Below are 21,413 nucleotides of genomic sequence, written 5' to 3' on the forward strand. Positions count from 1 at the left end.
TGCCAAGTCTACGACGTGCCTCGCGGATCTCCGATTTCATCCAACCGTATGCCGTCGGGGGACCTCCGCCCCCGCCCGCGTGGCGGCTGCGTCCGACCCCACCCGGCGGCATACCCTCCCTAGTCGTGCCCCCCAACGATCGCTACGGATCCGACGTGCTCAGCGGCGACTGGCGTGCCCCGCGGCGCGGCCGGTCGACCCCGACACCGGCGGAGCCCGACCTCGTCGTCGAGGAGGTCGAGACCGGCTGGGTCGGCGCCGTCGTGCGGGTCGAGAAGGCGGGCGGGATGCACGTCGTCCACCTCGAGGACCGCCGCGGACGCACCAAGGCCTTCCCCCTCGGCCCGGGCTTCCTCCTCGACGGCGCCCCGGTGACGCTCACTCCCCCGCAGGCCGCCGCGGGCGCCGCCCTCGCCGGCGCACGCCGGGCCGCGTCCCGGACCGCGAGCGGCTCGGTCGCCGTCGAGGGCGCGCGAGCGCGCGTCGCGAGCGGGTCGCGGATCTACGTCGAGGGTCGTCACGACGCCGAGCTCGTCGAGAAGGTCTGGGGCGACGACCTGCGCGTCGAGGGCGTCGTCGTCGAGCTCATGGACGGCGTCGACGACCTCGCCGGCATCATCGCCGACTTCCAGCCGGGACCCGGACGGCGCCTCGGGGTGCTCGTCGACCACCTCGTCCCCGGCACCAAGGAGGCCCGGATCGTCGCGCAGGCCCAGGCCCTCCCGGGCCTGTCCCAGCACGTGCGCATCCTCGGCCACCCCTACGTCGACGTCTGGCAGTCCGTGCGGCCCGAGCGGCTCGGCTGGCAGCAGTGGCCGGTCATCCCGCGCGGCACGTCGTGGAAGCACGGCATCTGCGCCGAGCTCGGCTGGGCCCACACGAGCCAGGCGGACATCGCCAACGCGTGGAAGCGGATCCTCGGCACGGTGCGCACGTACGCCGACCTCGAGCCCACGCTGCTCGCCAGTGTCGAGGAGCTCATCGACTTCGTCACCGAGCCCGGCGCCTGAGCCTCGGCGGCCCCGCTGGGCGCCCTGGGCGTCCTGGGCTCCCGGGTCACTTCTTGAGGTAGCCCTGGACGTCGACGACGAGGTAGGACGCCGCACTCGTGTGCACCGTGATCGAGCCGTCGGCGCCGACCGGGACGACGACGGCGTTGACCCGGGTTCGGCCCGAGGCCACCGTGACGTTGGCGGGGGTCGGTCGGGTCGTGCCCGAGGCATACGCCGTCACGGCGGTCGTCGCCGTCGGTGCGATGGGGGTCAGGGTGATCGACACCGCCGCCACCCCGACGGTGGGCACCCCTGCCCGGCCGAGGACGGGCACCGAGACGGTCGAGCCCGCCGCGACGCGCCCCGTCGGGGCACCGAGCCCGATGCGGGTGTCGAGCACTCGCGACGGGGCGAGCGCCACGTGGTCACCGCCCGTCCTGAACCAGCCGACCACGTCGACGAGCAGGTCGGTCTCGGCCGTGGACTGGATGGTCACCTTGCCGCCGGTGCCCATCCGCGACACGACGACACCCGTCATGGCGGCGTCCGCGTCGTAGCGCACGTGCGCCGTCGTCGGTCGGGTCGTCCCCGTCGGGTATGCCGTCAGCCAGCCGCCGGCGCTGGGCGCGACCGCCGAGACGGCGAGGACGACGGCCGACGCCCCCGTGCTGGGGACGATGCCGGCGCCGGCCACCGGCAGGTCGACGCTGCCGTTCGCGGGCACGCGCACCTGGGGCGTGCCGAGAGCGGTGCGCGTGTCGAGGACACGGGTCGGTGTGACGGAGACGAGGTGCCCCGTCGTGGGGTACCACCCGACGACCTCCGCGACGAGGTGCGCCGCCGCCGAGGTGTAGAGCCGGACCTTGCCGTCGGTGCCGAGTCGGGCCGGGACGAGCTCGCTGATCGTGCCGGCGGCCGGGTAGGTGACGCTGCGGGATCCGGGGCGGGTCGCACCGGACGGGTAGCTCGTGAGGTAGCCGGCCGCGGCGGGCGCGGTGACCGTGACGTTGAGGATCGCGGTGCCGACGCCGCCGCTCGGGACGCCGGCTCGGCCGCTGACCTGCAGGGCGAGCGACGCACCGGCCGCGACCTTGGCCGCCGGGGCCCCGAGGCCGGTGCGGGTGTCGAGCAGCCGGGTGGGGGTCAGAGGGCGGTAGACGTCGGTGTCGATGACCGTCGCGCCCTGGTCCCGCAGGTGGATGAAGCCGTTGGGCCACTTGCCTCCGGCCCTCGTGACCTTGCGCCACCTGAAGTCGCCACCCCAGTTGTCCTCGGACACGAGGACCTCATCGGCCGACACCACCTTCTCGACGTAGGCGACGTGTCCCGTCGAGGAGAAGGAGGTGTTCCACCAGGCGACCGAGCCGACGGCAGGGTCGTCGTTCGTCTGGCCCGGAAAGGCCGGACCCCAGTTGTACGCGTTGCCGGACAGGGTGGCGGGCCTGGTGTTGGGCAGGCCGTTCTTGACCAGGCGGTAGGCGACGTAGTTCGTGCAGTTGTGCCCCGACGACTGGCGCCAGTAGCTCGTGGCGCTGTTGTCCTTGTAGCCCGAGTTCGGGTAGCCGGCCGCCTGGCACGGGTCGTAGCCGGTGCACAGCACGATCCACTCGGCGGAGCGGGCCGGTCCGGCCAGACCGACCGTCCCGACCGCCCCGAGCAGGAGCGCGACCACCGCGAGGAGCACGGCGCCGGTGCGCGTCCCTGCGGCACGAGAGTCCCGACCGGAGGCGGTGCCGGGTCCGGAGAGACGGGGCACGGCCCCGAGGTCGCGCTCGCGTGGCATAGGTGTCTCCCGTGGTCGCCGTGGGTGCACTCGGCAATCTAGGACAATCGGGCCACACGATCACTGGTTTCCCAAAAATCCCAGGCGACACGCGAGAGATCTACGTGACCTCCGGCCACTCCTGTGTTAACGACACCACTGTCATTTGTCCCGTGGTCGCACCGAGCGGTCCCCGCTTCGCCGGCGGCCGGGGACGGCCACGCGGGCGATGACCTGCTCCTTGAGCGAGGTGAAGGGCGGCCGCACCCAGACCGTGGTGTCGGGTCGGGTGGGCAGGGCGAGCACGGCCTTGTCGTGCGAGAAGAGCGCGACGGAGCGCTCACCGTGGTACGCGCCCATGCCACTGGGTCCCACCCCACCGAAGGGAAGGCCGGGGACGGCGAGGTGCGCGAGGGGGATGTTGAAGCCGAGCGCGCCGGACGAGGTGTCGCGCACGAAGCGCTGACGCACCTCGTCGGAGCGTGTGAAGACGTAGAGCGCCAGTGGCTTGTCACGCCGGTTGACGACGTCGATCGCCGCGTCGAGCCCGTCGACGGCGACGAGGGGTAGGACGGGACCGAAGATCTCCTCACGCATGACGAGCTCACGCGGGTCGTCCGCGTCGTCGACCTCGACGAGGGTCGGCTCGAGGTAGCGCGTGGAGGCGTCGGACCGACCGCCGGCAACGACCCTGGCCGGGTCGACGAGAGCGGTGAGCCGCTCGAAGTGGCGCGCGTTGACGATCCGGCCGTAGTCGGCGCACGTGGACGGGTCAGCACCGAATGCCTCCCGGATCGCTTGCCCGAGAAGGGGTTTGAGGGCATCGAGCGTCGAGCGGCTCGCGAGCACGTAGTCGGGCGCCACACACGTCTGGCCGGCGTTGGTGAACTTGCCCCAGACGAGCCGGCGCGCGGTCACCTCGAGGTCGGCATCGTCGGCGACGTAGGCCGGGGACTTGCCCCCGAGCTCGAGCGTCACCGGCGTCAGGTGCCGGGCGGCGGCCTCGAGGACGACCCGACCGACGGCTCCGTTGCCGGTGTAGAAGATGTGGTCGAACCGCTCGGCGAGCAGCGCGGTCGTCTCCGGGACCGCCCCCTCGACGACGTGGACCGCCGAGTCGTCGAGGAGCTGCGGAACCAGGCGCGCGAGCACCCGTGAGGTGGCCGGGGCGAGCTCGCTCGGCTTGAGGACGACGGCGTTGCCGGCAGCGAGCGCGCCGACGAGCGGGGCGAGGCACAGCTGGACCGGGTAGTTCCACGGCGCGATGACGAGGACGACGCCGAGCGGCTCACGCACGACCTTGGCGCGGCCGGGTGCGAGCGAGAGCGGCACCGGCACGCGGCGCGGGGCGGTCCACGACCGGAGGTGTCGCAGCGTGTGGTCGATCTCGCGCACGACGAAGCCGGTCTCGGTGACCCAGGCCTCGGTGGCGCTCTTGCCGAGGTCGGCGTGCAGCGCCTCGGCGAGCTCGTCCTCGTGGTCGACGAGCAGCGAGCGCAGGGCCCGCAGCTGGGCGACCCGCCAGTCCCGGGGCTTGGTGACCCCGTCGTCGAAGGCGCGTCGGGCCGCGGCGACGACCTCCGCCGCGTGCGAGACCGCTCCGCGGCTCGCGTGGGAGTCCGCCGCGTCACCGGTGGTCGTCGACAGGGTCTCGCTCATCGGGGCCTTCCTCGTCGGGGGCCCCTCAGGAGGCGAGGAGCCGGTGCACCACCGTGTCCGCGAGCAGGCGCCCGCGCCGGGTCAGCACGAGGCGCGAGTCCCGCAGGACGGCCGTGCCGTCGAGCAGACCGTCGGCGATGAGGCCGGCCACGGCGGTGCGACCCGATCCTCGCAGATCGGAGACCGGCAGTCCCTCGACGAGGCGTGTGCCGAGCAGCACACGCTCGTCGTAACGCTGGTCGTCGGTGAGCAGCTCGCGCGCCTGGGCGGGCGACTCCCCCGCACCCAGCCGGGCGGCATACGCACTCGGGTGCTTGACGTTCCACCAGCGGAGGCCGCCGACGTGGCTGTGCGCGCCCGGCCCGACGCCCCACCAGTTCGTCCCCGACCAGTACGCGACGTTGTGGCGGCACCGGGTCTGCTCCGTGCGCGCCCAGTTGCTCACTTCGTACCACCCGAACCCCGCGGCGGAGAGCAGCTCGTCGGCGAGCTCGTACTTGTCGGCCTCGTCGTCGTCCTCCGGCGCGGGTACGACTCCGCGGCGCACCTGGGCCGCGAGCTTGGTGCCGTCCTCGACGACGAGCGCGTAGGCCGAGACGTGGTCGGGCTCGAGGGCGACGGCGGCCTCGAGGCTGCGGCGCCAGTCCTCGAGCGACTCCCCCGGCGTTCCGTAGATGAGATCGACGCTGACCTGCATCCCGGCGGCCTTCGTGGCGGCGACGGCTCGCGCGACGTTGTCGGGGTCGTGCGTGCGCTCGAGGGTGCGCAGCACGTGCGGCACGGCCGACTGCATCCCGACGGAGACGCGGGTGAAGCCGCCGGCGGCGAGCTCCCGGAGCGAGTCGGGCGTCACGGAGTCGGGGTTGGCCTCGGTCGTGACCTCCGCGTCGGGGGCCAGCCCGAACCGCGTGCGTATGCCGTCCAGCACCGTCACGAGGTCGGCGGACCTCAGCATCGTGGGAGTGCCACCGCCGACGAACACCGTCGACACCGGGGGCGCTTCGTCGCCCAGCACCGAACGGGCGAGGTCGAGCTCACGCAGGGCCGCATCGGCGTACGTGTCGATCCCGATGCTCGCCCCCGGGCCGCCGAGCTCGGTCAGCGTGTAGGTGTTGAAGTCGCAGTAGCCGCAGCGGACCGTGCAGAACGGCACGTGCACGTAGACGCCGAGGTCGGTGCCCGGGAGGTCGACCAGCGCCGCGGCGGGCAGCTCACCCGTGCTGGGAGCGGGGTCGCCGTCGGGGAGGGCGGAGGGCGGCATACGTCCATTGTCCCAGCCCGGTGGGCATGTCCCGTCCACTCCCCGCGGTCGTACGCTGCCCCCATGCCCCAGTCGCCGTCGTCGCGGCGCAGGAACGTGCCGTTCCTCGCGACGCTCGCGCTGGTCATCGCCGCACTGGCGGTCGTGCTGTACGTCGCCGTCGTCGCACAGCGCGGCGGGGAGCAGGCATCCGCGCCCGCCGCGGACGACGTCTCGTGCACGGCTCCCCCGCTGCCGCCCACGGCGTTCCCGACCTTCACGGCGGCTCCGGACGCGTCCGTGGCAGCAGGCTCGATCTGGACCGCCCACGTCCGCACGACGTGCGGCGACCTGACGCTCCGCCTCGACGGAAGGCGCGCCCCCAGGAGCGTCGCCTCGTTCGTCACGCTGGCTCGGGCGGGCTACTGGACCGACAGCGTCTGCCACCGGCTCACCACGGACCCGGCGCCGACCGCCTTTCTCCAGTGCGGTGACCCGTCGGGCCGCAGCACGGCCGAGCCCGGCTACGACCTGCCCCTCGAGAACGTGCCCGCGGACCGCACCTACCGGGTCGGCGACGTCGGACTGGCCCGGGGAGACGGCTTCCCCGGCACCGCAGGCGAGTTCTTCGTCGTCCACCGCGACTTCACGGTGCCGGCCGGGGCACCCGTCTACTCCCTCATCGGCAGCGTCACGTCGGGTCAGCAGATCGTGCGGCACATCGTGAGTCTCGGCGGCGAGGACTTCCGGTCGGACGGGCCACCCTTCACCTCCATCAGCGTGCTCACCGTCGAGGTGCGCCGCGGCTGAGCCGTGATCAGCCGCGGCGCCGGGACAACGGCCCCAGGGCCTCCGCCCGGTCGAGCCGATCGGCGAGGAAGCGCCCTTCGTCGGCGAAGTCGAAGGTGAAGCTCGATGCGAAGGCCTGCTGGGTCCACGAGCCGTCAGGGTGCTCGAGGTCAGACCTGCTGCGCACCGCGGTGAGGTCGTGACCGCGCAGGGCCGCGATGAGGAACTCGTTGCGGGCCGTGTAGGCGTCGGGCCCGAGGGCGAAGACACGCTTCGGCGTGCGGCAGAACGCGAGCGAGAAGAGACCGCTCCCCGCGAATCCGGCGATCGTCTCGGCGGCGCGGGAAGAGCGCCACTTGCTCGGCGAGCGGGTGGTCCTCGGGGTGGACGATCGCGAACCCCCGTTCGACGAAGAACGCCTCGACCTCGGCGACGTTGTGGCACGAGCGCTTGAGCGAGGGCCGACGGGACACGAAGATCCGGCGGGGTCGCTCGCGCTTCTCGGCCGAGGCGACGACGTGGTCGCCGACGCGGTCCCAGATGCTCGCCATCGAGGGGTGGACGAAGCGAGGGAGTGAGAACATGCCCGTCGAGGTGTAGAGCCGCTCGGGCCGACACGGGGCCATGAAGACGTGGACGTCGTCTGGCGTGATCCCGAAGGCGCCGAGGATGTCGATCTCGAAGGGTGCGAGGACGGCCGGCTCACGGTCGTGCTGGAGCGTCAGGAGCACTTTGACGTCGGGCTCGAGCTCGCGGACCCGCTCCCAGGCCCACATGCGGCCCAGCTGCTCGGTCATCAGGTGGCCGAAGTGCCCCGGCCACTCCGAGTCGAGGTGAAACCAGGCGCCGGGCAGCTCGTCGGGCGCGCTGATGTCTCGGCGCACCGTCCCGAACCGGGGCGCGCGCTCGACGACGTAGACGTTGGCGATCCGTTCCATCCAGCTCTGCCGGAACGTCTCGGGGAAGAGGAGGTCGTCTCGGGTCACGATCTGCCCCCGCGAGCATGTCGGGCCGTCGTAGCGACGCAGCACCATCTCCGGCACGGTCAACCGGGACTGGACGTAGGGATCGGCTACCCGGTTGACGTCGTAGGCGCAGGTCGCGGTCCACGTGACGGCCGCCAAGGCATCGAGCCGCTCCCCCAGCTCCGGTCGACCCGCGAGGACGGTGTCGACCTCCTCCTCGCGCAACTTGGGTGCGACGCGCACGCCGTTGACGACGCGGAGCACCTTGCTGTGCACGTGGACCTGCTCGAGCGAGCGCCCGAGCCCCTCGACGTCCCGGTAGGCGGGCGCATCGATCCGGTCGTCCTGGAAGTCGCGGGTGCGAGCCTCCTGGGCTCTGGCGACGAGTCCCCACAGGTCGCCGGCAAAGGGGGCATCCGGAGGCAGGTTCTCGTTGGGCAGGGCGTCGTCGACGGCGATCCGGGAGCCGCCGTCCGAGGCGGTCAGCGCTGCCGCCTGTCGTTCGGCGAGGGACTCCGTCGGGCACGAGGCGGGCGCTGGCGCCTCGAGCGCCAGCGGGACGAGACGTCGGGCGACGTACTCGCCGCCCCGGCGCAGGTGCATGAAGACCCGCTCGAAGAGCAGGGCCTGCTCGTTGCCGTTCTCGTCGGATGCATCGACGACCAGGTCGAAGGGCCCTTCGACGGTGAGCCGCGCATGGGTCGTCGAGGCGTCGTCGGGCAGCTGCACCGTCGACACGCGAAGGCTCGGCCACTGGTCCGCGAGGATCGCCGACCACGGCGCGGCGTCGCGGCCGCCCACGACGAGCACGGCGCCGTCGGTGCGCCCCTGCAGCGCGTCGACGACGACCTCCATGGCGGCGAGGTGCGGCCGCACGTCGGCCCACCGCTGCTGGTCGGCGCGCCTGACCAGCTCGCTCGCCGGGTGCGTCGCCGGCTCCCCCACGGCGGGGTCGGCGGCATCACCGTCCGTGGGTCGCGTGGCTGGCACAGGGGACATCCAAGCACGCCCTCGCCACCGGGAGCGTCAGGACGGGGCGGTTGCCGGAGAGCTCACAGGGCGGGCTCAGCCCGAGTGTGTCGTGACGCCGTAGCGGCCCCGGGAGGCCAGCGCCCAGCGGGCCGCGGGCACCGACACGAGCGCGATGACGACCATGAAGGCTGCCAGGACCAGCCAGCCGGTTTCGCCGAGGTCGACGCAGAGGTAGGTGACGACCGGCGGTGCGACGACCGCGAGGACGCTGAACCCGAGGCCGGCGAAGCCTTGGTACTGCCCCTGCCGCTCGTGAGGCGCGAGACCCATCTGCAGTCCCCACTGCCCACCCGAGCCGATCATCTCGCCGACCACGTGCACGAGAGAGCCGGCGACCAGGGCGGCGACGGCGAGCCACATCGACCCCCGGTCGGCGACGGCGACGATCGCGAAGCCCGCAGCGATCCACCACGCCCCGCGCACGAGGGCCCGGGCGCCGGCCACGACGGAGTCGGCGCGACGTGAGAGCCGGACCTGGAAGAGCGCGACGGCGGCGGTGTTGATGATGAGCAGGACGGCCACCATGACCGTGGGCGCGGCCGTGTGGGCCGAGACGTAGAGCGCCAGGCCGAGCTCCATGACGAAGAAGTGGAGCGAGAAGAGCCCCGTGATGACGGTGATGACGACGTAGGGCCAGTCGCGGATCACCGCGAGCCGCGGCTCGCCGACGGCCCGGGCATGAGGGGCGATCTCGGGCAGCCGCGTCGAGTTCCAGGCGGCGAACCCTGTGAACACGGCGTTGAGGACGAAGACGCTGACGTAGGCCCACCGCTGGTCGAGGATGAGCGCCGCACCGCCGAAGACCGATCCGAGGCCGAGCGCCGTGTTCGTGACGGCCCGGAGATACGCCTTGAAGAGCACCCCTCGACCGCCGGTGGCGAGCTGGGCGATGACGCCCTGGTTGACCGCGCCGGCTCCGCGCTCGAAGAACGCGAGGACGCCGAGCAGGAGCGCCAGCATCCATGGGGTCGTCGCGAGCACCGGCGGCGCGCTGAAGACAGCCGCGCCGACCATGAACGCCGTGAGCACCCGCCGCGGGCCACGCGTGTCGCCGAGGTGCCCGGCCGGCACCTGGACGACGATGCCGACCACCGCCGACACCGACATCGCGAGCGCCACCTCGGTGGCGCTGAAGCCGACCTGGCGAGTGAAGTAGAGGGCGCTGGTCGTCAGGACGGCGCCGGCCCCGAAACGATTGGCGAACGACCCCAACGCGAGGATGCGCAGGTCGCGGTCCACCGGGATGCCCCGGCTGGTCAGCGGTTGGGTCGTCGTCGCCGTCATGACACTCTCCTCGTCACGCATTTCTCTCGACGTCAAGATATCTGGCGGTGGGCACATCGGTGCAAGTCGTTGTGGAGAGTCGCATATGGTGCTGGGGTGTACAGCCCGAACTGGATCGAGCTCGACGGCGTCGTCAACATGCGTGACGTGGGCGGCATGGTGACCGCCGACGGCGACACCCTCCGACCGCGTCGGCTGCTGCGCTCCGACAACCTCCAGGACCTCACACCCGGCTCCGTCGACGCCCTCGTCAACCGCTACGGCGTCAGTGACGTCGTGGACCTGCGCACCGATGTCGAGGTCGCGAAGGAGGGCGACGGCCCGCTCCGCGCGCTGGACGGCATACGACACCACCACCACACGCTCTACCGCGAGGACACGACCGAGTCGGGCATCCCGGCCGCCGAGCGCGCCCTCCCCTGGGAGACCGACGAGCGTCAAGACGCCGCGGCTGCCGAGAGGAACGGTGGCCACTCTCCGAGCCACGACCAGTTCTGGTCGGAGCACTACCTCGGCTACCTCGCGAGACGGCCCGACTCGGTCGTTGCCGCTCTGCACGCCATCGCCGCGAGCGAGGGTGCCGCGATCGTGCACTGCGCCGCCGGCAAGGACCGCACCGGCACGGTCGTCGGACTCGCACTCAAGGTCGTGGGCGTGCCCGACGACCTCGTCGTGGCCGACTACGCGGCGTCGGCCGAGCGCGTCGCCGCGATCATGGACCGGCTGCGCGCCAAGGAGGCGTACGCCGCGAACCTCAAGGACAAGACCGTGGCGCAGCAGTCGCCGACCACCGACACGATGCGCCTGCTGCTCGCCGCACTCGACGAGCGCTACGGCGGCCCGCTGGGCTGGCTCGACTCCCAAGGCTGGACGGCGGCCGACACGGAGCGCCTGCGGCGCAAGCTGCTCGAGGCCTGAGTCGCCACGGCCCGTAGCATTGGGGGCGACAGCCCCGACCGAATCACAGAGGGCTGCGGCTGTGGCTACTTCTTCTTGTCGCCCTTGTCGCCGTCGCTCGACAGCGCAGCGACGAAGGCCTCCTGCGGCACCTCGACCCGACCGACCATCTTCATCCGCTTCTTGCCCTCCTTCTGCTTCTCGAGGAGCTTGCGCTTGCGGCTGATGTCGCCGCCGTAGCACTTGGCGAGCACGTCCTTGCGGATGGCGCGGATGTTCTCTCGGGCGATGATCCGCGAGCCGATGGCGGCCTGGATCGGGACCTCGAACTGCTGACGCGGGATGAGGTCCTTGAGCTTGCTCGCCATCATGACGCCGTAGGCGTAGGCCTTGTCCTTGTGCACGATGGCCGAGAACGCGTCGACGGTCTCGCCCTGGAGCAGGATCTCGACCTTGACGAGGTCGGCGACCTGCTCGCCGTCGGGCTCGTAGTCGAGCGAGGCGTAGCCGCGGGTGCGGGACTTCAGCTGGTCGAAGAAGTCGAAGACGATCTCGGCGAGCGGCAGCGTGTAGCGCATCTCGACGCGGTCCTCGGAGAGGTAGTCCATCCCGCGCAGGTTGCCGCGCTTCTGCTGGCACAGCTCCATGATCGCGCCGACGAACTCCGACGGCGCGAGGATCGTGGCGCGCACGACGGGCTCGCTCACCTCGCGGATCTTGCCGTCGGGGTACTCGCTCGGGTTGGTCACGTGCACGGACTTGCCGTCGTCCATCGTGACGTCGTAGACGACGTTGGGCTGGGTCGAGATGAGGTCGAGGTCGAACTCGCGCTCGAGCCGCTCCCGGACGATCTCGAGGTGCAGCAGTCCGAGGAAGCCGACACGGAAGCCGAAACCGAGAGCCGCGGACGTCTCGGGCTCGTAGACGAGTGCGGCGTCGTTCAGCTTGAGCTTGTCGAGCGCGTCGCGCAGCGCGGGGTAGTCGGACCCGTCGATGGGATACAGGCCCGAGAAGACCATCGGCTTCGGGTCCCGGTAGCCGCCGAGGTCCTTCGTCGCGGGCTTGCTCGCGTTGGTCACCGTGTCACCGACGCGCGACTGACGCACGTCCTTGACGCCGGTGATGAGGTAGCCGACCTCGCCCACACCGAGCCCCTTGCCGGGGACCGGCTCGGGGCTGATGACGCCGATCTCGAGCAGCTCGTGGGTCGCCCGGGTCGACATCATGACGATCTTCTCGCGCGGGCTGAGGTTGCCGTCGACGACGCGGACGTAGGTCACGACACCGCGGTAGGTGTCGTAGACCGAGTCGAAGATCATGGCGCGAGCCGGGGCGTCCGGGTCGCCCACGGGGGCCGGCAGGGTGCCGACGATCTTGTCGAGCAGCGGCTCGACGCCCGCACCGGTCTTGCCGGAGACCCGGAGGCAGTCCTCGGGCTCGCAGCCGATGAGCTTGGCCAGCTCCTCGGCGTACTTCTCCGGCTGGGCGGCCGGCAGGTCGATCTTGTTGAGGACCGGGATGATCGTGAGGTCGTTCTCCATCGCGAGGTAGAGGTTCGCGAGGGTCTGTGCCTCGATGCCCTGGGCTGCGTCGACGAGGAGGACCGCGCCCTCGCAGGCGGCCAGCGACCGGGACACTTCATAGGTGAAGTCGACGTGCCCCGGGGTGTCGATCATGTTGAGGGCGTACGTCGTGCCGTCGAGCTCCCAGGGCATCCGCACGGCCTGGCTCTTGATCGTGATGCCGCGCTCGCGCTCGATGTCCATCCGGTCGAGGTACTGCGCGCGCATCGCGCGCGCGTCGACGACGCCGGTCAGCTGCAGCATGCGGTCGGCCAGGGTGGACTTGCCGTGGTCGATGTGCGCGATGATGCAGAAGTTGCGGATCAGGTCCGGCGGCGTTGCGTTGGGTGCCAACGCGGAGCGGGCCATGGGCGACACGTGGGACGAACCTCGCAGAGTCAGGGTGACGGGGATGGTGCTGGTCGGTGGGCGGGCGGCGCTCGAGTCACTCGAGCCGCTCGGAGAGCCCCGCAGCCACCACAGTCTCCCATGCTTTGGGGATCCGCTGCTCACGCCCTCGTGGCCCGCGCCCACCACCGACCCGAGTCGTGACGCACAATGGCGGCCATGCGCGCCCAACCCATGCAGGTCCTGCCCGTGGCCCCCGGGTCGCACCTGCCGCTGCGGCGTCACGTGCGGCACCCGCGGGAGATCCTGACGCTCGTCGTCGCGATCATCGCCTCGTTGCTCCTGCTCCTGGCCGCCTTCGCGGAGGTGTCGGCCGCCATCCACGAGCAGCGCACGCCCGACGTCTACGCGCTGGCGCTCGTGTTCGCCCCGCTGCTCGTCTGGTTCGCACGCGGGCAGCTGTGGGCACAGCAGCGCCTGACCGGCATCAAGCTGACCCCCGAGCAGTTCCCCGAGGCGTACGCGATGCTCGTCGACGCCGCGGGACGTTCCGGCCTCTCCTACGTGCCCGACGCGTACGTCGTGCTCGGCAACGGTGTCATCAACGCGGCGGCGTCCGGACACGGCCTCCGGCGGTTCGTGTTCGTCAACAGCGACCTCCTCGAGGTCGGTGGGGCGGCGCGCGAGCCCGATGCGCTCCGGTTCGTCATCGCCCACGAGGTCGGGCACATCGCCGCGGGTCACGTCAGCTACTGGCGCGTCCTCGGCACGTTCGCCTCGCAGTGGATCCCGCTCGTCGGCTCGACGCTGAGCCGGGCCCAGGAGTACACCGCCGACAACTACGGCCACGCTCTCGCGCCCCAGGGCGCCCGGTCGGCGATGGCGACGCTCGCCGGGGGCAAGTACCTCGGGCGGTCGGTCGACGTCGACGCGATGGCAGACCGCGCCGTCACCGAGCCGGGCTTCTTCGTGTGGGTGACCAACGCGGCTGCGAGCCACCCGGTGCTGCTGTGGCGCATGCACGCCCTGCGCGACCGGCGGCGTCCGGGGCGGCTGCTCTGGCGCCCGCGGGAGCCGTGGCTGTGGGGCGCCCCGGCCGCGCCCGGCGCGTACGCCCTCCCGGCGATGGTCGGCTTCTCGCCCACTCCACTCCCCGCGACGGTGCCGAGCCGCGAGGTGACCCAGGGCGTCCCGGTCGACGCCGTGTCGAACGGCGTTCCCGCCGTTCGACGAGGGAGTGAGGGCGTCCCCGCGCCCTACCCCGACGCGACGGCCCCGACGACGGCGCCGACGGACCGAGAGGACGAGCGATGGAGACCCTGATCGAGCGGGCCGACGGCCGCGACGACGGCGAGGACTGGACCGAGAACTACGAGGTGCTGCCCGGAGGTGCGGGCATCAGCATCATCCTCGAGTCCACGACGCGAGAGGGCGTGGGTCCCCGCCTGCACCGGCATCCCTACGCCGAGACCTTCATCATCCGGCGCGGGTCGGCGACCTTCACGGTCGGGGCGGACGAAGTCCTCGGACACGCCGGTCAGGTGCTCGTCGTCCCGGCCGGCACGCCGCACCGGTTCCGCACGGGGCCGGGCGGCTACGAAGCGGTCCACATCCACGCCAACGACCGCTTCGTCACCGACTGGCTCGAGTGAGCGACGCGCCCGGCCGTCAGGCGTTCGTCGTGGCCGAGACGGTGGGGGCCGGCTCGACCTGACGGTCGGCTTGGGTTGCTGCGACCCGGGAACGCCTCTCGAGCACCGCTGACAGCACCGCGACGCCGACGCCCATCACGGCGAGACCCGCACCGACGAGACTCGGGGCACCGTAGCCCCAGCCCGCGGCGAGCACGATCGAGCCGAGCCATGCGCCGAGGGCGTTCGCGGTGTTGAGCGTCGAGTGGTTGAGCGCGGCGGCCAGCGACTGGCCCTCGTGCGCGACGTCCATCAGGCGCGTCTGGAGCAGCGGCACGACGATCGAGGGCAGCAGGCCCAGGACGAAGACCATGAGCACCGCGAGCCAGAGGATCTGGGCGGCCCACCCGAAGAGGGCGAGGAGCACGGCGATGGCGGCGAGCGCTCCGATGATCCCCTTGAGCACGCCGACGCGGTTGGCGACCCGGCCGCTCAGCACCATGCCGACGACCATGCCGACGCCGTAGACAGCGAGCACCCACGGGATGTAGCCCTCGTCGAGCCCGGCGAGCTCGGTCATGGTCGGCGTGATGAAGGAGTACATCGCGAACATGCCGCCGAAGCCGACGACGCCGATGAGGAGCGCGAGCCAGACCTGGGGCCGGCGCAGTGCCTGCACCTCGGCCCGCATCGACTCCTCGCCGCTCGGCGGCTGGTGCGGCAGGAACACCGCGATGGCGGCGACGGTCACGGCCGCGATGACACCGACGAGGACGTAGGGCAGGTGCCACGAGAAACGCTGTCCGAGCAGGGTCGCGAGCGGCACGCCGACGACGTTGGCGACGCCGAGGCCACCGAGGATGGCAGCGACGGCCGCCGTGCGGCGCCGGTGCGACACGAGGGACGCAGCCACGACCGAGCCGATGCCGAAGAAGGCACCGTGCGGCATACCTGCGAGGAAGCGGGCGGCCATGACGGTCGGGTACGTGTTCGCCGCGAGGATCGCGAGGTGCGCGACGGCGAAGAAGGCCATGAGCCCCATGAGCAGACCCTTGCGCGGCGCCTTGGCGAACGCGATGGCGATGAGCGGCGCACCGACCACGACGCCGAGGGCGTAGGCGGAGACGTAGTGACCAGCGGTGGCGATGCCGACACCGGTCCCGTCGGCGACCTGCGGCAGCAGGCCCATCGTCACGAACTCCGTCGTGCCGATGGCGAAGCCGCCGACCGCGATGGCGAGGATGGCGAGGGTCGTGCGGCGTGCGGCGGGACTCACAGGGTTCTCCGGGTTCGGTCGTTCGTCGACATCCACGATGGGGGCGGGGTGCATGAGTGGTGCGGATCGCCGTCGACCCGGTTTCGGACCCCAACGGTAACGGTGACGCGGCTACGGTGATTCCCATGCCCAGCACCTTCGAACGCCTGGTCGGCCGCCTGCGCGGCCTCGTGCGAGCCTCGCCCTCCACGACCCACACCCGTTCGTCCGCGCCCAGCGCGCCGGAGCGTCCGCGTGCCGCGACCTGGTCCGCAACTGCGACGCCGTACCCCGGTGACGCGACGAGCCTGCCGGACACGACGTATGCGCCGCGACCCGACGGCCGCCCCGATCCCGGCGAGATCGTCTGGACCTGGGTGCCCTACGAGGAGGACCACAGCCAGGGCAAGGACCGGCCGGTGCTCGTCATCGGGCGCGAGGGCGACTGGCTCGTGGCGCTGCCCCTGACGAGCAAGGACCACGACCGTGACGAGCAGCAGGAGCGACGCTCGGGCCGCGAGTGGGTCGACATCGGCACCGGCGCGTGGGACGGCCGAGGACGCCCGAGCGAGGTCCGGGTCAACCGGCTCGTTCGGGTCGACCCCGACAGGGTGCGCCGTGAGGGTGCCGTGCTCCCCCGCGACCGCTACGACGAGGTCGTGGCCGCCGCGCGCGGCCACCACGGCTGAGACGCAGATCGGGCCCGTCACCACGAGGTGACGGGCCCGTTCAGACGAATGGGTGGTGCGTCAGAGCGACGCGACCTTCTTCGCCAGCGTCGACTTCTTGTTGGCAGCCTGGTTCTGGTGGATGACACCCTTGCTGACAGCCTTGTCGAGCTTCTTCGAGGCGGTCTTGAGGGCGTCGGCAGCAGCGTCCTTGTCGCCGGAGGCCGTGGCCTCGCGGACCTTGCGGACCCACGTGCGAAGCTCGCTCTTGACGGCCTTGTTGCGCTCGGTGCGCGTCGCGTTCGTCTTGATGCGCTTGAGCTGCGACTTGATGTTTGCCACGTTGATGGTTTCTTTCGTTCGGTCGGATGGTTGCCGTTAGAGGGCGGCAAAGCTGCTCGGGACCGGGCGTGGGGACACCCTGCGTGAGCGGCTCTGGATGGTGCATGCATGCGCGCACGACCTGAGCGCGCACGCAAGGGTCAAAGTTACCAGCGGGCGGGGCGCTCGACCAAACCGGAGGTATGCCGTCCGCCGCGGTCCGCGCGGTCGTCCGGTGCGCTCGGCCTCAGCGGGCCGCTCGCGCGCGGGAGATGGTCAGGATCGCCCGCTCGACGGCATACACGGGGTCGCGGCCGCCGCCCTTGACCTCGAAGTCCGCTGCGGCCACGGCCTGGACGGCGACCGCGAGCCCGTCGGCGGTCCAGTGGCCGACGGCGCGGCGAGCCTTGTCGACCTGCCACGGGGCCATGCCGAGGCTCTTGGCGAGCTGGGCCGAGCTGCCCCGGCCGGCCGCGCCGACCTTGATGAGCTGGCGCAGCTGCGAGGCGATGACGGCGACGATCGGGACGGGGTCGACCCCGGTGGCGATGGCGTGTCGGAGCAGGCGCAGCGCCTCTGCGGAGTGCCCGGCGATCGTCGCGTCGGCGACCCGGAATCCCGTGGCCTCGACCTTGCCCCCGTGGTAGGTGTCGACGACGGCGTCGTCGACGGTGCCCTCGGTGTCGGAGACGAGCTGGGAGCAGGCGGCGGCGAGCTCGCGGACGTCCTTGCCCACGGCCTCGATGAGCGCGCGCACGCCCTCGCTCGTGATCTTGCGCCGAGCGGCCGAGAACTCCTTCATGACGAAGTCGGTCTTGTCGCGGTCGGTCTTGATGGCGGGGCACTCGATGACGCGGGCACCAGCCTTCTTCATCGTGTCGAGGACCTTCTTGCCCTTCATCCCTCCCCCGTGTGCGACGACGAGACCGACGTCGGGGTCAGGCGCCGCCAGGAGCGCCAGCAGGTCGAGCTGGAGCTCGTCGGGTGACTCGTGCAGGTCGCGCACGACGATCGTCTTGGTGCCGCCGAAGAGCGAAGGGCTGGCGTGCATCTGCAGGGCGCCGGACTCGTAGGTCGCGGCCTCGATGCGGATGACCTCGACGTCGGCCTCCTTGGCGCCGGCGAGGACGCCCGCGACGGCCCGCTCGACGAGGACGCCCTCGGGGCCGGTCACGAGCACGAAGGGAAGGATGGCCGGGTCGGTCATGGCGGCAACTCTGCCATGGGACGCCGACACCCCGGGACCCCCGGGATCCCGGCAAGCCCGGTGACGCGTGTCAGTCGAAGAGGGCGCCCGACGCGAGGGTGAGCCCGAGCTGCTCGACGCGAGCGACGATCGTCTCCTCGGGCAGCTCGAAGTGGTCGACGAGCTCGTCGAGCTGCATGCCGGTCTCCGCCGCGTCGCGCAGCTCCTCGTCCTGCTCGTCGGTCCACGCGTGCCCGGACGTGACCGCGCTGCGCGAGGAGATCGGAGCCGGCGGGGCCACCGCGACCGGCCTCGGGTGCTCCGTGCCGTCGGCGTCGGAGCGCGCCCCGGTCAGGGACCGCAGGGCCGGCTCCTCGACGGGGACGGGCGGCGGTGCCATGGCGTCGAGCCGGGACAGCGCGGACAGCACCATCTTCTGGTCGGTCGTCGGGTAGAAGGGCGGCAGCGAGCGCTGGAGGAAGCCGGCATACCTCGCCGTCATCATCCGGGAGTCGAGGAAGGCCACGACGCCCCGGTCGTCGGCGCGGCGCACGAGACGCCCGGCGCCCTGGGCGAGGCGCAGCGCCGCGTGGGTGGCCGAGACGGCCATGAAGCCATTGCCGCCCATCCGCGCGATCGCCTGCGACCGGGCGGAGGCGAGCGGGTCGTCGGGTCGCGGGAAGGGGATGCGGTCGATGATGACGAGCTGGCACGACGAGCCCGGCACGTCGACGCCCTGCCACAGGGTCAGCGTTCCGAACAGACAGGTGCGGGGGTCGCGCGCGAACTGGCGCACGAGGGTCGTGATCTGGTCCTCGCCCTGGCAGAGGACCGGGATGTCGTCGCCGAACCGCGCGCGCATGACCTCGGCGGCCGTCTGGGCCGCGCGCATCGACGAGAAGAGGCCGAGGGTGCGGCCGCCGGCGGCACGCACGAGCTCCTCGATCTCGTCGAGCGTGTCGTCGCCGGCGCCGTCACGTCCGGGCGGCGGCAGGTGGGCGGCGACGTAGGCGATGGCCTGCTTCGGGTAGTCGAAGGGGCTGCCGACGTCCAGGCCCTGCCACCTCGGGGCGCCCTCACCGCGCAGCCCGATGGTGCCGGCCACGGCGTCGAACGTGCCGCCGAGCTCGAGCGTCGCGGACGTGAGGACGACGGTGCGCTCCTCGAAGACCTTGTCGCGCACGAGCATCGCGACGCTCATCGGAGCGACGCGCAGGACCGGCCCGCGGCGCTGGTCGCGGCTGAGCCAGACGACGTCGAGCTCGCGCTCCTCGAGGATCCGCTCGGCGTTCTCGTGGATCTCGTCGACGGCCGCGCGGGCCACCTGACGGGCGCCGTCGGCCTCCTGCCCGGCTGGTGGCTTGAGGTCGCTCTGGACGGTGCGGGCCGTGTCGCGCACGCGGGCCAGCGCGAGCCCGACGGAGTCGGGGATGCCGAGCATCCGCCCCTCCTCGAGCGGCTCGAGCGCCTGGGCGAGCATCTCCCCGGCCTCGTCCATGGCCGCAGTGTTCTCGGACATGCGGCCGGCCTTCTTCGCGGCCGTCATGACCATGGTGCCGGTCAGCTCGTCGGTGATCGTCGCGGTGACGCGGTCGACGAGCTCGTGGGCCTCGTCGACGACGAGCACGTCGTGCTCGGGCAGCATCTGCCGGCCCTCGAAGGAGTCGATGGCCATGAAGGAGTGGTTGGTGACGATGACGTCGACGTCCTTGGCGGCCTCGCGGGCGCGCTCGACGAAGCACTCGGCGACGAGGGGGCACTTGCCGCCCATGCACTCGTGCGCCGACACCGAGACCTGCCGCCACGCGCGCTCCGAGACGCCGGGCACGAGCTCGTCGCGGTCACCGGACTCGGTCGTGCTCGCCCACTCCCGCAGCCGGACGACCTCCTGGCCGAGACGGCCGACGGCGGCGTCGACCTGCCCGACCGACAGCAGGCCGTCCTCGTCGTCGGGGAAGCCGCCCTCGAGCTTGTTGAGGCACACGTAGTTGCGCCGCCCCTTGACGAGGGCGTAGGTCGGTCGTCGCCCGAGCACGGGCGCGAGCGCGTCGGCGACCCGCGGCATGTCGCGGTCGACGATCTGCGCCTGCAGCGCCAGGGTCGCGGTCGCGACGACTGCGGGCTTGCCCGCCTCGAAGGCGTGCGCGACGGCAGGCACGAGGTAGGCGAGCGACTTGCCGGTGCCGGTCCCGGCCTGCACGAGCAGGTGCTCGCCGCCGTCGATGGCGTGCGCGACGGCCTTGGCCATCTCGACCTGCCCGGGGCGCTCGACACCTCCGACCCCCGACACCGCGGCGTGGAGGAGGTCGTCGAGCGCGGGTCGCTGAGGCATTGGATCAGCGTATGCCGCGGGGCCGACTCGCCGTGCCACCCGTCCCCCGCGTCGCGTGACCCGCGGTCCGGTCTGCCCGCAGTGGCTGTGGCGCGGAGGCTCAGTGACTCCGCGCCCATCGTTCGCCGAGCTCGGTGCCCGTCGGCGCGGTGGCGTCGAGCGTCGAGGGCTCGGGCGTGCGCAGCGCGTCGAGCTGAAGGGCGAGGTAGCGGCGCCGGAGGGCGACGGTCCGCGCGGGGTCGTCGACGCGTACGGCGGTCAGCTGCTCGAGCAGCATGGGGACGTCTGCTGCCTCGACGTCGCGGCGCAGGCGACCGGTGGCCTGCGCTCGCCGCACCAGGTCGTCGACGAGGTCGCCGCCGCGGACGGCGAGCTCACGCAGCTCGACCGTCGACCGGAACGTGCCGCCCAACCGGACGGTCAGGGCGTGGACGTCGGCGTCGACCACGTGGCCGAGAAAGGCCTCGAAGGCGGACCACGCGTCACGGTCGTCGGCGAGCGCCTGCTCGGCCAGCTCGACGAAACGACGCAGCCCGTCGCCACACACCCGCTGCAGCAGCTCGTCGCGGCCGGCATACCGACGGTAGAGACCACCGACACCGACTCGCGCCGCCTGGGCGATCGCGGCCATCGAGGCCTCCGGGTCGCGCAGCAGCACCTCCCGCGCGGCCTCGACGATGGCAGTGTCGTTGCGCGTCGCCTCGGCGTGGCGACCGCGTCGCGGGCGGTCCCGGGCCTCGTCGGTCGTGGGCTCTCCTGACGTGCGGCTGGGCATGGACCGACCGTACCACTTGAACGGAACGTTCCATTCCGATAATGTTTTTTCGGAACGAACCATTCCGTAAAGAGAGGCACCCTGATGGAGACGACGCCGACCACCTGGACGATCCTCGACGGGGCGCACACCGCCTTGCGCGAGACCGTGACCAGGGTGGGCACCGACCAGTGGGACGGTCCCACGCCCTGCTCCGACTGGACCGTGGCGCAGGTGCTCCAGCACGCAACCGGCGACCAGCAGGCCTACGCCGCGCTGCTCGGCGAAGGAGACTTCCCGGCCTACGACCCCTTCTCCCCCACGGGCATCCTGGAGACGAGCGCGCTCGAGCTGCTCGACGCGCCGCTCGCGGCCGCCCGGGTCGCCTTCTCGCGCGTCGACGCCGCCGACCCCGCCGTCCCCGTGCCGCTGCCGCAGGGACGGCTTGCCGCCCCGGTCGCCGTGGGTGGGGCCGCGCTGGACGCAGCGGTGCACGCCTGGGACATGGCCGTCGCGACCGGCCAGCCGTCCCCCCTGGACGCCGCGCTCGCCGAGCAGCTGTATGCCGTGGCTCTCGAGATCGTCGAACCCCTCCGCGGATTCGCTTATGCAGCAGCCCTTCCCGGGGTCGGCTCAGACGGCGTCGATCGGCTGCTGCGCTACCTCGGACGCGATCCCCGCTGGTCACCGAAGGCCTGAGCGACGCTCCCCCGTCGTCCTCGACCCTCCCCCCGGT

The 21,413-nt window shown here is 72.0% G+C and carries 19 protein-coding genes; 7 read left to right on the plus strand and 12 right to left on the minus strand.

All coding sequences use genetic code 11. The features are described 5' to 3' along the window. The first annotated feature begins 125 nt into the window (after positions 1–125). Positions 126–1,010: a DUF3097 domain-containing protein gene (locus NR112_RS01980; RefSeq protein ID WP_256792301.1), complete on the plus strand. Its 885-nt coding sequence runs from the start codon at positions 126–128 to the stop codon at positions 1,008–1,010. A gap of 46 nt (positions 1,011–1,056) precedes the next feature. Here the strand turns inward: NR112_RS01980 and NR112_RS01985 are convergent, their stop codons facing one another. The 3 genes from NR112_RS01985 to hemW form a co-directional block, all read right to left on the minus strand. Further along, the gene (locus tag NR112_RS01985) at positions 1,057–2,775 is read right to left on the minus strand and encodes a CHAP domain-containing protein (RefSeq protein WP_256792302.1); all 1,719 of its coding nucleotides are present in this window, start codon (positions 2,773–2,775) and stop codon (positions 1,057–1,059) included. A gap of 141 nt (positions 2,776–2,916) precedes the next feature. Beyond that, positions 2,917–4,413, minus strand: a complete 1,497-nt coding sequence (locus NR112_RS01990) for an aldehyde dehydrogenase family protein (protein WP_256792303.1) — start codon at positions 4,411–4,413, stop codon at positions 2,917–2,919. Positions 4,414–4,438: 25 nt separating this feature from the next. Then, the gene (gene hemW / locus NR112_RS01995; RefSeq protein ID WP_256792304.1) at positions 4,439–5,674 is read right to left on the minus strand and encodes a radical SAM family heme chaperone HemW; all 1,236 of its coding nucleotides are present in this window, start codon (positions 5,672–5,674) and stop codon (positions 4,439–4,441) included. A gap of 63 nt (positions 5,675–5,737) precedes the next feature. Here hemW and NR112_RS02000 point away from each other — a divergent pair, with 63 nt between their 5' ends. Next, the gene (locus NR112_RS02000; RefSeq protein ID WP_256792305.1) at positions 5,738–6,463 is read left to right on the plus strand and encodes a peptidylprolyl isomerase; all 726 of its coding nucleotides are present in this window, start codon (positions 5,738–5,740) and stop codon (positions 6,461–6,463) included. 7 nt (positions 6,464–6,470) lie between these two features. Here NR112_RS02000 and NR112_RS02005 read toward each other — a convergent pair whose 3' ends face one another. The 3 genes from NR112_RS02005 to NR112_RS02015 form a co-directional block, all read right to left on the minus strand. Beyond that, a complete protein-coding gene (locus NR112_RS02005; protein WP_256792306.1) occupies positions 6,471–6,629 on the minus strand; it encodes a hypothetical protein in 159 nt (52 codons plus the stop codon). Beyond that, the gene (locus NR112_RS02010; RefSeq protein ID WP_256792307.1) at positions 6,613–8,406 is read right to left on the minus strand and encodes a DUF563 domain-containing protein; all 1,794 of its coding nucleotides are present in this window, start codon (positions 8,404–8,406) and stop codon (positions 6,613–6,615) included. Before NR112_RS02010 ends, NR112_RS02005 begins: the two co-directional genes overlap by 17 nt. A gap of 66 nt (positions 8,407–8,472) precedes the next feature. After that, on the minus strand, positions 8,473–9,723 hold the full coding sequence (locus NR112_RS02015) for an MFS transporter (protein ID WP_256792308.1): 1,251 nt from the start codon (positions 9,721–9,723) through the stop codon (positions 8,473–8,475). Between the two features lie 96 nt (positions 9,724–9,819). Here NR112_RS02015 and NR112_RS02020 point away from each other — a divergent pair, with 96 nt between their 5' ends. Further along, on the plus strand, positions 9,820–10,641 hold the full coding sequence (locus NR112_RS02020) for a tyrosine-protein phosphatase (protein ID WP_256792309.1): 822 nt from the start codon (positions 9,820–9,822) through the stop codon (positions 10,639–10,641). Positions 10,642–10,706: 65 nt separating this feature from the next. Here the strand turns inward: NR112_RS02020 and lepA are convergent, their stop codons facing one another. Next, positions 10,707–12,551, minus strand: coding sequence for a translation elongation factor 4 (gene lepA, locus NR112_RS02025; RefSeq protein WP_256792310.1), 1,845 nt, complete (start codon positions 12,549–12,551; stop codon positions 10,707–10,709). Between the two features lie 198 nt (positions 12,552–12,749). Here lepA and NR112_RS02030 point away from each other — a divergent pair, with 198 nt between their 5' ends. Together NR112_RS02030 and NR112_RS02035 are read left to right on the plus strand one after the other, a co-directional pair. Continuing rightward, positions 12,750–13,853 (plus strand): M48 family metallopeptidase, encoded by a 1,104-nt coding sequence (locus NR112_RS02030; RefSeq protein WP_256792311.1) that lies wholly within the window; start codon positions 12,750–12,752, stop codon positions 13,851–13,853. Beyond that, a complete protein-coding gene (locus NR112_RS02035) occupies positions 13,841–14,182 on the plus strand; it encodes a cupin domain-containing protein (protein WP_256792312.1) in 342 nt (113 codons plus the stop codon). Before NR112_RS02030 ends, NR112_RS02035 begins: the two co-directional genes overlap by 13 nt. A 16-nt stretch (positions 14,183–14,198) precedes the next feature. Here the strand turns inward: NR112_RS02035 and NR112_RS02040 are convergent, their stop codons facing one another. After that, positions 14,199–15,437: an MFS transporter gene (locus NR112_RS02040; RefSeq protein ID WP_256792313.1), complete on the minus strand. Its 1,239-nt coding sequence runs from the start codon at positions 15,435–15,437 to the stop codon at positions 14,199–14,201. Between the two features lie 125 nt (positions 15,438–15,562). On the opposite strand from NR112_RS02040, the gene NR112_RS02045 reads away from it, so the two are divergent. Continuing rightward, positions 15,563–16,105: a type II toxin-antitoxin system PemK/MazF family toxin gene (locus tag NR112_RS02045; RefSeq protein ID WP_306216590.1), complete on the plus strand. Its 543-nt coding sequence runs from the start codon at positions 15,563–15,565 to the stop codon at positions 16,103–16,105. 60 nt (positions 16,106–16,165) lie between these two features. Here NR112_RS02045 and rpsT read toward each other — a convergent pair whose 3' ends face one another. The 4 genes from rpsT to NR112_RS02065 form a co-directional block, all read right to left on the minus strand. Then, complete coding sequence (gene rpsT, locus NR112_RS02050; RefSeq protein WP_256792315.1) at positions 16,166–16,426, minus strand: 30S ribosomal protein S20; 261 nt, start codon at positions 16,424–16,426, stop codon at positions 16,166–16,168. Between the two features lie 226 nt (positions 16,427–16,652). Further along, positions 16,653–17,612 carry a DNA polymerase III subunit delta gene (holA, locus tag NR112_RS02055; protein ID WP_256792316.1) on the minus strand — a complete coding sequence of 320 codons (960 nt, stop codon included), beginning with the start codon at positions 17,610–17,612 and terminating at the stop codon, positions 16,653–16,655. A gap of 70 nt (positions 17,613–17,682) precedes the next feature. Further along, complete coding sequence (locus NR112_RS02060; RefSeq protein WP_256792317.1) at positions 17,683–19,923, minus strand: ATP-dependent DNA helicase; 2,241 nt, start codon at positions 19,921–19,923, stop codon at positions 17,683–17,685. 100 nt (positions 19,924–20,023) lie between these two features. Continuing rightward, on the minus strand, positions 20,024–20,698 hold the full coding sequence (locus NR112_RS02065; protein WP_256792318.1) for a TetR family transcriptional regulator: 675 nt from the start codon (positions 20,696–20,698) through the stop codon (positions 20,024–20,026). A gap of 84 nt (positions 20,699–20,782) precedes the next feature. On the opposite strand from NR112_RS02065, the gene NR112_RS02070 reads away from it, so the two are divergent. Then, a complete protein-coding gene (locus NR112_RS02070; protein WP_256792319.1) occupies positions 20,783–21,376 on the plus strand; it encodes a TIGR03086 family metal-binding protein in 594 nt (197 codons plus the stop codon). Positions 21,377–21,413: the final 37 nt, after the last annotated feature.

Origin of the sequence: Terrabacter sp. Ter38, from assembly GCF_024519435.1 — a bacterium.
In the GTDB taxonomy this organism is placed as follows: Bacteria; Actinomycetota; Actinomycetes; order Actinomycetales; family Dermatophilaceae; genus Terrabacter.

What these genes read in the sequence shown, in the direction of transcription:
- NR112_RS01985 (WP_256792302.1), bottom strand. Translation starts at nt 2,775, where the DNA reads ATGCCACGCGAGCGCGACCTCGGGGCCGTGCCCCGTCTCTCCGGACCC.
- NR112_RS01990 (WP_256792303.1), bottom strand. Translation starts at nt 4,413, where the DNA reads ATGAGCGAGACCCTGTCGACGACCACCGGTGACGCGGCGGACTCCCAC.
- hemW (WP_256792304.1), bottom strand. Translation starts at nt 5,674, where the DNA reads ATGCCGCCCTCCGCCCTCCCCGACGGCGACCCCGCTCCCAGCACGGGT.
- NR112_RS02000 (WP_256792305.1), top strand. Translation starts at nt 5,738, where the DNA reads ATGCCCCAGTCGCCGTCGTCGCGGCGCAGGAACGTGCCGTTCCTCGCG.
- NR112_RS02010 (WP_256792307.1), bottom strand. Translation starts at nt 8,406, where the DNA reads ATGTCCCCTGTGCCAGCCACGCGACCCACGGACGGTGATGCCGCCGAC.
- NR112_RS02015 (WP_256792308.1), bottom strand. Translation starts at nt 9,723, where the DNA reads ATGACGGCGACGACGACCCAACCGCTGACCAGCCGGGGCATCCCGGTG.
- lepA (WP_256792310.1), bottom strand. Translation starts at nt 12,551, where the DNA reads ATGGCCCGCTCCGCGTTGGCACCCAACGCAACGCCGCCGGACCTGATC.
- NR112_RS02030 (WP_256792311.1), top strand. Translation starts at nt 12,750, where the DNA reads ATGCGCGCCCAACCCATGCAGGTCCTGCCCGTGGCCCCCGGGTCGCAC.
- NR112_RS02035 (WP_256792312.1), top strand. Translation starts at nt 13,841, where the DNA reads ATGGAGACCCTGATCGAGCGGGCCGACGGCCGCGACGACGGCGAGGAC.
- NR112_RS02045 (WP_306216590.1), top strand. Translation starts at nt 15,563, where the DNA reads ATGCCCAGCACCTTCGAACGCCTGGTCGGCCGCCTGCGCGGCCTCGTG.
- holA (WP_256792316.1), bottom strand. Translation starts at nt 17,612, where the DNA reads ATGACCGACCCGGCCATCCTTCCCTTCGTGCTCGTGACCGGCCCCGAG.
- NR112_RS02060 (WP_256792317.1), bottom strand. Translation starts at nt 19,923, where the DNA reads ATGCCTCAGCGACCCGCGCTCGACGACCTCCTCCACGCCGCGGTGTCG.
- NR112_RS02065 (WP_256792318.1), bottom strand. Translation starts at nt 20,698, where the DNA reads ATGCCCAGCCGCACGTCAGGAGAGCCCACGACCGACGAGGCCCGGGAC.
- NR112_RS02070 (WP_256792319.1), top strand. Translation starts at nt 20,783, where the DNA reads ATGGAGACGACGCCGACCACCTGGACGATCCTCGACGGGGCGCACACC.